This window comes from Acinetobacter lwoffii, from assembly GCF_024129595.1.
Classification (GTDB): Bacteria; Pseudomonadota; Gammaproteobacteria; order Pseudomonadales; family Moraxellaceae; genus Acinetobacter; species Acinetobacter lwoffii_O.
In genome coordinates, this window is sequence record NZ_JAMXXS010000053.1 from 1 (window position 1) to 12,701 (window position 12,701).

The 12,701-nt window shown below is 39.6% G+C and carries 11 protein-coding genes and 1 pseudogene; 4 read left to right on the top strand and 8 right to left on the bottom strand.

Annotated elements, in window-relative coordinates; genetic code table 11:
• Positions 1-145 (top strand): annotated as a pseudogene (locus tag NI466_RS14815) (IS5/IS1182 family transposase); the annotation flags it as partial.
• 131 nt (positions 146-276) lie between these two features.
• On the opposite strand, the gene NI466_RS14820 reads toward NI466_RS14815, so the two are convergent.
• The 7 genes from NI466_RS14820 to cadR all read right to left on the bottom strand — a co-directional run bounded on the left by NI466_RS14820 (position 277) and on the right by cadR (position 8,404).
• Positions 277-468 (bottom strand): hypothetical protein, encoded by a 192-nt coding sequence (locus tag NI466_RS14820; RefSeq protein ID WP_004812236.1) that lies wholly within the window; start codon positions 466-468, stop codon positions 277-279.
• A 203-nt stretch (positions 469-671) separates the two neighbouring features.
• Positions 672-1,571 (bottom strand): cation diffusion facilitator family transporter, encoded by a 900-nt coding sequence (locus NI466_RS14825; RefSeq protein WP_004665978.1) that lies wholly within the window; start codon positions 1,569-1,571, stop codon positions 672-674.
• Positions 1,572-1,656: 85 nt separating this feature from the next.
• The gene (locus NI466_RS14830; protein ID WP_016165560.1) at positions 1,657-4,815 is read right to left on the bottom strand and encodes an efflux RND transporter permease subunit; all 3,159 of its coding nucleotides are present in this window, start codon (positions 4,813-4,815) and stop codon (positions 1,657-1,659) included.
• Entirely contained in the window at positions 4,805-6,040 is a 1,236-nt protein-coding gene (locus tag NI466_RS14835; protein WP_016165561.1) for an efflux RND transporter periplasmic adaptor subunit, read from the bottom strand. Before NI466_RS14835 ends, NI466_RS14830 begins: the two co-directional genes overlap by 11 nt.
• Position 6,041: 1 nt before the next feature.
• Positions 6,042-7,409 (bottom strand): TolC family protein, encoded by a 1,368-nt coding sequence (locus tag NI466_RS14840; protein ID WP_253173944.1) that lies wholly within the window; start codon positions 7,407-7,409, stop codon positions 6,042-6,044.
• 49 nt (positions 7,410-7,458) lie between these two features.
• The gene (locus NI466_RS14845; RefSeq protein ID WP_005180699.1) at positions 7,459-7,869 is read right to left on the bottom strand and encodes a hypothetical protein; all 411 of its coding nucleotides are present in this window, start codon (positions 7,867-7,869) and stop codon (positions 7,459-7,461) included.
• A 142-nt stretch (positions 7,870-8,011) separates the two neighbouring features.
• The gene (gene cadR / locus NI466_RS14850; protein WP_004281856.1) at positions 8,012-8,404 is read right to left on the bottom strand and encodes a Cd(II)/Pb(II)-responsive transcriptional regulator; all 393 of its coding nucleotides are present in this window, start codon (positions 8,402-8,404) and stop codon (positions 8,012-8,014) included.
• Positions 8,405-8,494: 90 nt separating this feature from the next.
• On the opposite strand from cadR, the gene NI466_RS14855 reads away from it, so the two are divergent.
• From NI466_RS14855 to feoB, 3 genes are read left to right on the top strand one after another with little or no spacing between them, the layout of a single operon-like run.
• On the top strand, positions 8,495-9,775 hold the full coding sequence (locus NI466_RS14855; RefSeq protein ID WP_070153973.1) for a cation efflux transmembrane domain-containing protein: 1,281 nt from the start codon (positions 8,495-8,497) through the stop codon (positions 9,773-9,775).
• 11 nt (positions 9,776-9,786) lie between these two features.
• The gene (locus NI466_RS14860; RefSeq protein ID WP_004665962.1) at positions 9,787-10,047 is read left to right on the top strand and encodes a FeoA family protein; all 261 of its coding nucleotides are present in this window, start codon (positions 9,787-9,789) and stop codon (positions 10,045-10,047) included.
• Positions 10,037-11,866, top strand: coding sequence for a ferrous iron transporter B (gene feoB, locus NI466_RS14865; protein ID WP_086044985.1), 1,830 nt, complete (start codon positions 10,037-10,039; stop codon positions 11,864-11,866). Before NI466_RS14860 ends, feoB begins: the two co-directional genes overlap by 11 nt.
• A 121-nt stretch (positions 11,867-11,987) precedes the next feature.
• On the opposite strand, the gene NI466_RS14870 is transcribed toward feoB, so the two are convergent.
• The coding region (locus NI466_RS14870; RefSeq protein ID WP_253173945.1) for an arsenic resistance protein at positions 11,988-12,701 on the bottom strand (714 nt) is incomplete at its 5' end.

Genomic DNA, 12,701 nt, shown 5'->3' on the forward strand with positions numbered 1-12,701 from the left:
AACCAAGATGCATTGCATCAAATTATTAGGAGATAAGCTGACGGCAAGACATTTTCAAAGTCAGGTCAATGAAGTTCATGCGCGTGTGGCAGTTCTGAATAGATTTACGGAATTAGGTAGACCTCACACCCAAGTTGTCACTTAAATTTGAATGGATTGGGGAAAACTCAGCTTTTGAATGTTTATGCAACAAAGCCGGTTTTAGTTATAAACTTATTCATTCAGGAATTATATTGCTGAATGAATAAGTCTAATTGATTTATTTATGCAACCCAACTATTCATTTGATTCATTTGATTCATTTGATTCATTATTTTTAACTTGTTTTTGTTTAGAATTTTCAACTTTAGAAGCTTTTAAATTCTTTTCAAGAAATAACAAGCCGCCATCTGCATAACTAAAACTTGCGATACTAAAGAATGCACTAATTAACAGTAATTTAGTACAAAATTTATTTTTGAATAGCATGTTTATTTACTCTCATTTAATACTTGTTAGATATTCTAACTTTAAAGAATTAACACCCAGAGGACTCATAAATTACATTCTTGTAATTTTAAAATGTCTCAGGATGGTGTTTAAAGTGCGTGTGATAAATAGAAGTGTAATACAGGAAAATGGTAAGGTTTATCAGCCTAGTCATCTGTCCATTATGTAGAAAGAGCAGCACTTTAATGTTTATGCTGTTCCAATGTATTACATTCCTTACTTTCTATTTGTAACGTAATTTCAGTAATACTATGATTATGTTTTAGAACGTCTAAGGCCTTTTGATAGAGCTGATCTGGATCGCTATTAGGAGCAACCAAATGAGCAGTTAAATGAATGTTTTTTGAAGATATAGCCCAGACTTTCAACTGATGAATCCCTTCAACACCCTCTAGCATCAATAAATCATTTCTTAACGACTCAATATCAATCTCATCAGGAACCCCTTCAAGCAAAATATGGATACTTTGTTTTAATAAAACCCAAGTTCGAGGTAAAACCCAGAAGCCAATTAACACAGCGATTACGGTATCTACCCACATCCACTGGGTAAAATAAATGACCACTCCTCCGATAATCACGCCTATCGATCCCAGTGCATCACTAAGGACTTCTAAATATGCGCCTTTCACATTTAGACTTTCTTGAGCACTCGCAGAAAGGATTTTCATTGAAATCAAATTTATGACCAAACCAATGACTGCGACAATCATCATTCCAACACTTTGAATTTCAGCAGGATGCGTAAAGCGTTGGTAAGCTTCATAGACAATATATATCGCCACCACAAAAAGCATCACTGCATTAAACAGAGCCGCTAAAATTTCGAATCGCTGATAGCCAAAAGTTCTTTTATCATCTGCGGCTTTTTTACCAATTTTGATAGCAGCAAGAGCAATAGCTAATGCGGCTACATCAGTAAACATGTGAGCGGCATCAGACAGTAATGCTAAACTTTGGGTAATAAAAGCAGCGACAACTTCTACTATTAAGAAAGTAGTCGTTAAACCCAAAGCAAACATTAATTTCTTACTATTTCCTTCAGTAACAACCGCATGGCTATGATCATGATGTTCTGACATAAAATTTTCCTTATTTAATCCATGATTAGCAGAGATATTTGAGACAGACCCAATATCTCTGCTAAAAGTTGCTTAATCTAATGGATTAAGAAGCTTTCTTTTCATTCATCCACCGGTACAGTACGGGCAATAAAACCAATGTAAGCAGGGTAGAGGAGATAATTCCTCCAATAACCACTGTTGCTAAAGGTCTCTGTACTTCTGCCCCAGTTCCGGTTGCCAAAGCCATCGGGACAAACCCAAGGGACGCCACACAAGCTGTCATCAGCACAGGTCTAAGACGCAAAATTGCACCCTGCCACGTTGCATAATAAAGGTCATATTGTTGTCGCAACTCTTTGATAAAGGTAAGCATGACTAAGCCATTCAGTACAGCCACCCCCGATAGTGCAATGAAGCCAACCCCTGCTGACATGGATAATGGAATGTCACGCAACCACAACGCGATTAAGCCTCCACATAAGGCAAACGGTACACCACTAAAGACCAGTAAGCTTTCTTTGATATTATGGAATACAGCCATCAATAAAATAAAGATCGTCAACAATGCGAGCGGAACCACCAATTGCATACGCGCTTTTGCAGACATCAGATTTTGAAATTGACCGCCATAATCTATCCAATAACCGCTTGGTAATTCCTGTTTGGATAACGTGCTCTGAAGCTCTGTTACGAATGAGCCTAAATCACGTCCTTCTACATTTGCAGTAATAACCACTCGACGTTTACCATTTTCACGGCTGACCTGATTAATACCCAGGATATTTTCAACGCGTGCCACATCTTGCAGTTGGACTAAACCACCATTCGGCAATTGAATAGGAAGTACCGCTAACTGTTCAGGACTACGCTGGGATTCATCTAGACGGATGACAAAATCAAAACGCTTGTCTCCCTGTAAAATTGTTCCAACATTCTGGCCACCGACACTTGTAGCTACCAGATCCTGAATTGCTCTTACCGACAAGCCATATTGTGCAGCTCTGGACTTATCCACCTCTACATTCAACAAGGGTAAGCCACTGGTCTGTTCTACATTAACGGCTGTCGCGCCTGAAATTGAGTTAATTTTTTGAGAAATTTTATTCGCTTCGCGATTTAGAATCTCCATGTCATCACCAAATAATTTGACACCCACATCACTTCGCACCCCTGAAATTAACTCGTTAAAGCGCAGTTCAATGGGTTGCGAGAACTCACTGTTATTTCCCGGCAATGTCGCTAAGAAAGTAATCATTCTTTGGCGAAGCTCATCAATCGTTTGTTTTGGATCAGGCCATTCATCATGAGGTTTTAACAGTACCACGCCATCTGAAATGTTGGGTGGCATAACATCTGTGGCCACTTCTGCTGTACCGGTACGGGCAAAGATCGCTTTAATTTCAGGAAATTCTTTCAACAGTAACTTTTCAGTATTTTCCTGCATTCTCAGTGACTGTTCTAACCCTGTACTTGGGGAACGCATTTGCTGAACAGCAAAATCACCTTCACCCAGTTGAGGTGCAAACTCGCTACCTGTTTGAGTGGCTAGCACGCCCGTAAGCACTAAAATACAGGCAGCCACAATAGTCACAAATAAACGAAGCTCATAGGCTTTATCTAAAAGCAGTTCATATTTGGTTTTAAGCCAATGCATCCAGCGACTTTCGGTTTCCTTGACTTCTCCAGTGACAAATAGGGCAACTGCGGCTGGCACAAAAGTGACAGATAAAATCATGGCCCCAATTAAAGCCAGTACAACAGTCATTGCCATAGGATGGAAAAGTTTGGCTTCTACACCCGTCAGGGTAAAGATAGGTAGATAAACCACCAAAATAATTAACTGTCCAAAAATCAGAGGACGACGCGCCTGTTTTGCAGCCAAGAAGACTTCTTTAAATCTTTCAGAACGGCTAAGTAAACCACCTTTCAGCTTCTGAGCTTCTGCTAGCCGACGGATACAGTTTTCTACAATAACCACTGCACCATCAATAATAATACCGAAGTCCAGTGCCCCTAAACTCATCAGATTTGCACTAATCTTCTGCTCTGCCATTCCCGTCAAGGTAAACAGCATTGACAGTGGAATAACGCAAGCCGTGATCAGCGCAGCACGGAAATTACCTAGAAAGAGAAATAAAATAACAATGACGAGGATTGCACCCTCAATCAAATTTTTCTGAACGGTTTTGATCGCCCGATCAACCAAATGCGTACGGTCATACACAGTCTCAATCACCACACCTTTAGGTAGCGATTGCTGGATCGATTGCACCTTTTCATCAATGGCTTGAGCAACGGTACGGCTATTTTCTCCCATCATCATCATGGCAATACCCAATACAGTTTCTTCACCATTATAGGTTGCAGCCCCTGTTCTTAAGTCATGACCAATTGAGACATTGGCGACATCTGCCACCCGAATCGGATAGCCGTTTTTATTGGCAATACTGATGTTCTGGATATCTTCAATCGTGTTTAAAGTGCCGGGAACACGAACCGTTAGCTGTTGTCCATTTTTCTCAATATAGCCAGCACCACGGTTTTCATTATTCTCTGTTAAGGCAGTTTGTAAATCAGACAAAGGAATTTGCAATTGTTGCAATCGGTTCAGATCAGGGGCAACCACATAGGTTTTATTAAAGCCACCGATACTGTTGATCTCAGCAACGCCTTTTACGCGCTGTAATTGCGGTCTTACAATCCAATCCTGAATTTCACGTAAATCCATCGCCGAATAAGGGGTTCCATCCGGCTTTTTAGCATTTGGTTCGGCTTTAATCACCCATTGATAGATTTCACCTAAACCTGTCGAAATAGGCGACATGTTAGGTTGCACATCTTCAGGCATTTCTCCCATTGCTTCTTGCAAGCGCTGGTTGATAAGCTGTCTGGCCCAGTAAATATCCGTGCCATCTTCAAAAATGATGGTCACTTGCGATAAGCCGTAGCGTGAAATCGAACGGGTTTGTTCCATTTTCGGCATGCCTGACATGGCATTCTCAATGGGATAGGTAATCCGCTGTTCCATTTCCAAAGCCGTAAAGCCATTGGCTGAAGTGTTAATCTGCACCTGAGTATTGGTAATATCCGGTACAGCATCAATCGGTAACTTTTGATAACTATAAATACCAATAGCAATCCAGGCTGCAATAAACAGCATAATCCAAATGGCGTTATGGATAGAAAACTGGATCAGCCGATCAAACAGCCCTTCAGGTTTTACCGATTCGTGGTCTGGAATGTGAGGGCTTTTAGTGCTCATGTGAAGCCTCTCCTTTTTCCATCTCAGATTTCAGTAAGAAACTGCCTTGAGCTGCATATTTTTGTCCCTGATTAAGCCCATTTACCACTTCAATCCACTGGCTATCCCCAGACGATTGCCCTAATTTCACCGGTTGCGGACTGAATTCAACTTTCTGTCCATGCTGAGTGGCGACAAAAACCACATCTTTTCCATCGACATTCTGAACTGCGGACTTAAGTACCCGTAATGCGGTACTTTCACTGCGTTGTTGCAACTGTACGTTTACCATCAAGTTTGGACGTAATTCGGTTGCATTCGATTCAACTTTTGCTCGCACCTGAAGACGGCCTGTTTGAATATCCGCTTCAGTATTTAAAGTCTGAATAACAGCCTGATAGACCTTTTCCGTTTGCAAGGATTTAAATTCGATCTTTTGATTCGGGGCTAAGCCCATAATTTCAGAATTTGGAACAATAAACTCAAGCCAGAGTTGATCTAACCGGTCTATCGTAAAGAGTTGATCGGCTAACTGAACATTTTCCCCGAGAACCAAATCCTTTTTACTGATCACGCCAGAAATGGGAGCTTTCAAAATATAGCGTCCGTTACTGGCATTCACTGCACCAAATGCACTTAAACGTGATTGGGCCGCTTGAACCTGAATTTGTGCCCGTTTATAGCTGTTATAAGCACGTTGATAGTCCTGTTTTGCTGAAATGCCCTGTGACCAAAGCTGACGCTCACGATCATAGTCTTGTTTCGCCAGTTCAAGGTTGGTTTGTTCAATTTTAAGATTGGCCTGCTGATCAACTAGATCAGGAACAAGCAACGCAGCCAAAGGCTGTCCTTTCTGAACTTTTTGACCGAGTTCTACATAGACATTTTCTACATGACCACTAAAACTCGGTGAGACGTGCGCTTGCTGGTCAGTATTCACATTCAGTTTGGCAGGATAAGAACTTAATTTAACCACCGGGCCTTGATCGACCGCTGATAATTGTATGCCCTGTTCCACCAGTTGCTTGGCAGTCAGGCTCACACCTTCTGCATGCTCTTCGGTTTCACCACCATGTTCTTCTCCCCCTTCTTCCTCGGCATGTTCATCTGATGTTTCAGATTTATTCTTACCCGTTAAGATCAAGAAAATACTGAGGAGTACGGTAGCGCCGATGACCAAACTAATCAGTAGGGGTTGAGAGATTTTTCCGCTCTGTTTTTTTAAGCTGTTTTTAAGATCGAACATGTTAATTTCCCCCACCAATGACAGGCATGGCCTGTATGTCTTGCCATAAATTTTGATTGATTTGTGCAATAGCATCTTTCGACATGACTTCACTTGGGCTAATGCCTAAGCTTAAACTTTCTGCTTCGATGGCCTTTTGCCAGCCCTCCCGTAACAACTGGACTTTACGTAGACGGATGTCTTGTAATTGAAGCGTGGCTTGCTGAACATCGGTTAAAGCAAACTTTCCTGCCAGAAAACCTTGTAAAGTTTTACTTTGAACTTGAGTCGCCAAAGGAATTTGAGTCTCGTCAACGACTTTGAATTGAAGCTCTAAACCCTGCAACTCGGTTAAGATCGTGCCTATTTGCAGCGCATTTTGCTTTAGATAAAAGTCTTTCTGACGCTCTAATAAGTTCATTTTTTCTTGCGCGATTTTTATGCCATTTTGCTGACGATCGAAAATATTGAGCGGTACACTGACTCCAACCACCAGTTGATTTTGTGTTGAGTTATCCAAGGATTGGGTGCGGTTAACGCCCAGGTTTAAAGTAGGATTAGGACGTGACTTTGCTTTCAGCTGATCAACCGTTGCTTGAGACTCTAACACCTGTAAAATCCGATATTTCTCAATGTAGTTATCCGCTAAATATTCTTGAACCTGCCCATGAGTCGATTTTGGCCAAAGCTTTTGCGAAGAGAGGTTTACCTTCAATGACTTATCAGAGGTTCCCCATAAATTTGATAATTGTTGGGTTGCCACTTGTACCTGTAAGTCGGCCTGTCTAAAAAGACGGATATTTTCAGCATGACTTAAACGTGCGCGATTCACATCTACTTGCGCGATACTGCCTGCATTAAAGCGCTTTTCGATTGCTTGAAGGTTTTCTTCGCTCACCCGAAGTTGTGCATTGACAATGTTTTTTTCAAGTTCGGCAATGGCCAGTTGCGACCATACATATTTCACTGCAAGCTCAATTTGTGCTTGATAAATCTTCTGTTTCAGCGCTGTTTTATCTATTGAGAGACTGGCTAATTTTTGGTTTGCTCTTCGCTCACCAAAAATATCCAAAGGTTGTGATATACCGATGGCAAGCTCTTTTTCATTATTTGAACCAAAGCCCGTTTGTTCAACTGACAATTCAGGATTTTTAAACAGCTTACTTTGCTGAAGATTCGTGGCATTAATACTATTTTGCGTTTCCCAGAAATTTTGGGACGCTTGATATTGGTTAACCTGCTCAATAGCTTGCTGCAGCGTTAAATCTTGAGTACTGGCGACTACGGAAGTACTGAAGCTGATCATTGCAGATAGCAAGATACCGCTACCTAAGGCTGACCAGGATAAATTCAGGATGGAGGTATCCTGATGTAATTTGTTTTTTGACATGAAAATGCCCCACGCATAATGAAATTAGGAGTGGTGGGCTTTTATAAGACTACCCCACCAATAGTAGGGGCAAATCGGGAGGCGGGGTTAATTGATTCAGATAAGGGGGTTTATAAAAAGTTATTCCCAAATAAGTTGGGGTAATGCCGGTCTCAAAATTAGCTTTAAGCTTCAGATCATCGGGTGGGTCAATCTGAATCACGATTGTATTTGAGAAATGACTGCACTTTTCGTTAAAACAAACCTTCTGACAATAGTCATAGATTTCTTTATAGTTTTCTAGGGAATAAAGTGCTTGACGAGGACTATCACTCTTTTCGTCTAAATCGATTGGATTAGAGAGTATTGAATTGGGTATGTTTGGCATTTCATGCAGACAAGCAGCCTCTGCCACACTCCAAATATTCTGGAATGTGAATAAGAGTACCAATATCTGGATTAGAAATGTTTTTCTCTTCATACACAAATCTGTATTTAAAACACCAATCGGAAGCTAACCAAAGCTATCTAAGATCTGATCACAAAATTTAAGTCACCTTAATCTTTTTGCAGCCTTAAGTAAAGATATACAGAATTTTTGAAAAAAGCATAGGTCTAGATAATCAAGCTAGATTTTTTAGAACTCCACATTGGTCAATTGTACATAAGCCATCACAAGTACCTCTTAAATCAGATAATTGTTCAATAAGCTTTTGTTGCTTGATTATATTTTCTCTGATAGCACTGACATGTAAGTCAATTAATTCATTCACATCTGAACAATTTTTCTTGGGATTATCTTTATAGGTGAGTAATTGACGAATTTCATTCAAACTCATATTTAAAGTTCGGCAATTCAAAATAAACTTAATTCGCTCAACATAGCCTATATCGTAAAGGCGGTAATTTCCTTCCGTTCTTTCGGGTTCCGGAATTAAACCTTCCTTTTCATAAAACCTAATTGTTAATACTGAACATGAGGTTTTTTTAGAGAGTTCACCAATTTTTAAATGCATTGAGTTGGTATTTCCAAAAAATCTTGACTCTATAGTAACTATAGGGATTCTAATATTCAAAGTTTATAAATTTTTTTAATGGGTATAACTATGAGTGGCTGTGGATGTAGTAAAGAAACACCATGCGAAGATAAGAAATCTCAACAAGAAAATCATCCATCAATTGCAGAAGCAAGCAATTCAAAGAATTGTGATAATACGCCTAGCTGTTGTGGTGAAGAGGAAGAAGAAAAATCTTCATCTCCTTGCTGTAACACTTCAAACAGTTGTGAAGATACCGCTCAATCCTGTTGTGGTTCTGATCCCAAAGAAAATTTAAGCACTGAAAACGTTTTAAAAGATTCGCACTACATGAGTGAATACTTAGTTCCCAAAATGGATTGTTCTGCGGAAGAACAGATGGTTCGTATGGCGCTATCTTCAATTGATGGTGTTCAAAAACTCATCTTTGATTTACCTAACCGGTCTTTAAAGGTTCTACATAATCAAAAAGATGAAAATATAACTACCAAACTTGAAGCTTTGGGTTTTGGTGCAAAGCTTGTGAAGACTGAAACTTATATAAGCAATCAACAGGCTAAGCAAACAAGTACCTATACCATTCCTAAAATGGATTGCTCTGCTGAAGAGCAAATGGTCCGTATGGCTCTTGCAGATATTGAAGCAGTTAAAGGTCTTACTTTTGATCTTCCCAATCGAAAACTGAAAGTCTTCCATAATGAAGGGATTCAGCAAATTACGGCTAAACTCGAAGGACTGGGTTTTGGGGCGAAACTTGATGAAACACAGCTTTCTACAGGCGATATACCTAATGAACCTGATCCTGTGAGACAAGCTAAAGTACTTAAACTGTTATTAGGCATTAATGCTCTACTGTTCTTTATAGAATTCATCAGCGGAATTATTGCTGCGTCTACAGGATTGATTGCTGATTCTCTAGATATGTTTGCCGATGCAGCCGTTTATGGTATTGCGCTATATGCCGTCGGAAAAGCTGCGAAATATCAAATAAAAGCAGCCCATTTCGCAGGTTGGATTCAGTTATTACTTGCTGTTATCGTGATTGTTGATGTCATTAGACGATTCATGTTTGGAAGCGAGCCAGAATCAACGCTCATGATTGTTATTGGCCTGCTCGCACTTATAGCTAACGTGACATGCTTATATCTTATTTCTGGTCATCGAGAAGATGGCGCACATATGAAAGCCAGTTGGATTTTCTCGGCGAATGACGTTGTCGTAAATATGGGCGTTATATTTGCCGGTGTACTCGTGGCGTGGACGGGATCAGCTTATCCAGACTTAATCATTGGCATCCTGGTTTCTTTATTCGTGCTTAATGGTGCTCGAAAGATTTTGGCTTTGAAGTAAGAGTATCGAAAATGAATCTATTTCAAGTTAAACAAAATCAGATCGTCAAAATTAGAGATCTCAAAAAAGGTAATCAATACAGTCATACCACTGATCCCGTATTGGAACGGCTCCAACTATTAGGTTTTAGAGAGGGTGAAACTCTACAAGTACTCGCTAAAGGTGTTTTTGGCGGAGATCCTGTTTTAGTTCAGATTGAAACTTCAAGATTCGCATTAAGAAAGAATGAAGCTGAAAGAATTTTTGTAGAGTTAGTATCCAATGAAGATTAAGAATATTGCATTAGTCGGTAATCCAAATTGCGGAAAAACCTCTTTATTTAATACACTTACTGGTACGCGACAAAAAGTTGCCAACTATGCTGGGGTTACCGTAGAAAGAAAAGAAGGTTCTTTTAACTTACCTTCTGGTGATGCAATACGAGTATTGGACTTACCCGGAACTTACAGTTTAAAACCTAGTAGTTTAGATGAAGAAGTCACCAGGGCAGTTTGTTTGGGCGAGCTAAAAGGTGAAATTCTACCCGACATTTTTATATGCGTCGTAGATGCCACAAATTTAAGCTTACATTTGAGCTTGGTTCTCGAAGTTCGTGCTTTAAATCGCCCTATGATTCTTGTATTAAATATGATGGATGAGGTCAAAAAGCGTGGTATTTCCATTGATAAGGATAAACTGTCTCAACTGTTAGGTATCCCTGTAGTTGAAGCTGTCGCAGTTAAAACAAAAGGAATTCAAGATTTAATTAATCAATTAGATCAAAAAAATCTTTTTATTACTCCTTATCATTCTGAATTAAGTCATTTTGAACAGGTCAAACAAATCACCAAACAAGTTATTTTAAATAATGACAATGGTGATAAAAGAACCGCATTTCTAGATAAAATTTTTCTACATCCTGTATTAGGTTTAGTAATCTTAACTTTAACCATGTTTGTGATGTTCCAAGCGGTATTTATATGGGCAACACCTTTTATAGAATTCATTGAAAATTTTATCGTATGGCTCAGTGATTTTATTGGACCACTAATCCAACATCCTCTATTAAAAAGCTTGGTAGTCGATGGGGTAATTGCTGGCACAGGTAGCGTGCTTGCATATATGCCTCAGATTTTGATTTTATTCTTCTTCATTTTAATGCTTGAAGAGTCAGGCTATTTACCCCGAGCAGCATTTCTTTTAGATAAATTAATGTCTAAAGCCGGGCTTAGCGGCCGTTCATTTATTCCTCTGCTATCCAGTTTTGCTTGTGCGATTCCCGGAATTATGGCAACCAGAAGTATCAGCTCTGAACGGGACCGATTAGCAACAATTATGATTGCACCATTGATGACCTGTTCAGCAAGATTGCCCGTATATGCTTTATTGATCGCGGCATTTATTCCGAACCAATTAATCTACGGCTGGTTAAGTCTGCAAGGATTAGTCCTTTTTGGTCTTTATATGTCGGGAATAGTCTCAGCGTTATTAGTTTCACTCTTTCTGAAGTTGGTTCGAAAAGATAAAACTGAAAGTATTTTTATTTTTGAGCTTCCCACATACCGAATTCCAGATATTAGAAATATTGCATTAGGCTTATATGATAGGGCAACTATTTTCTTAAAACGAGTTGGTGGCATTATCGTTGCACTGTCTATCTTGTTATGGGTGCTAGTCACGTTCCCTCAAGCACCAGATAATGCAACCATGCCAGCCATTAACTATAGTTTAGCTGGTCAGTTAGGACATTTAATTCACCCTATATTTGCGCCTATTGGTTTTACATGGGAAATATGTATTGCACTCATTCCTGCTATGGCAGCAAGGGAAGTTGTAATTGCAGCTCTTGGGGTGATTTATGCGATGTCAGGTGATGAAGATACTGTAACTCAAAGTCTGTTAAGTCAAATTTCAGGCCCGGATGGATGGGGGTTAGCCACAGGTTTATCATTATTGGTATGGTTTATTTTTGCTCCACATTGTCTTGCCACGTTAGCAACAATTAGACGAGAAACAGGTAGCTGGAAACAGCCTGTCGTTATGGCAACTTATTTGTTTGCATTAGCCTACATCTTTTCATTCATCACATATCAAGTTGCGAGTAAGTTTTAATTAGCAAATGAATAAAAGAGGGGGGGAGCTAGCTCCCCCCCCTTTATTAAATTACTCGATGTAAGCGTGGGCTTCTGAATACTTTTATCTAACTATAACAACTACTTAAATGTTTAAATCTCTAGGTTTTGAATAGTCGAGGTATCAGACGAATATAGATTGGTAAAAAGCATAGTTCAACGATAGTCTGAGTCAAGATTACAGCAGGAATTATGGGCATACTTCCCGGAATTGCAAAAGCTAATGGAAGAATAACAAATGAATTTCTATATGATGCTGAAAAGGACACAGCACTAGCAGAGCCAGATTCTAATCGAAAAATACGAGCAATTATCCAACCCACGAATGGAGCAATAATGGCAAAAGAAATATAAATTGGTAAAGCTTGAAGAGCTGCACTTTTTGCAAGCCCAATTTGAGGCATAACTGATGCTAGGACGATAAACAAAACTAGGGCTGTGGCAGGTACAGGAAATAAGTTTAGGCTTTCAGCCACTTTTTCTGCTTGTTCATTTCTATTCCCAATGAACTGAACTATAGCTGCCATTGCTAAGGGTGCAACAATGAACCATACAAACGCATGGACAAAAGGACCAATTTCAACAAGCTGAGCTACCTCTTCTCCGAGGAGTACACCAAGATAAATTGGTAGTAAGATCATTTGGATAAGCAATAATACAGGTGTCATCGCAAGTAATAATCTTGCATTACCTTTCCCAACATGGGTGAAAGTAATCACATAATCAATACACGGTGCTAGTAGAACAAAAAGTACAGCTAAACGAATAAGTGGGTTTTCAGGTAAAAATTGTATTAGACCTGCCGTAATTAAAGG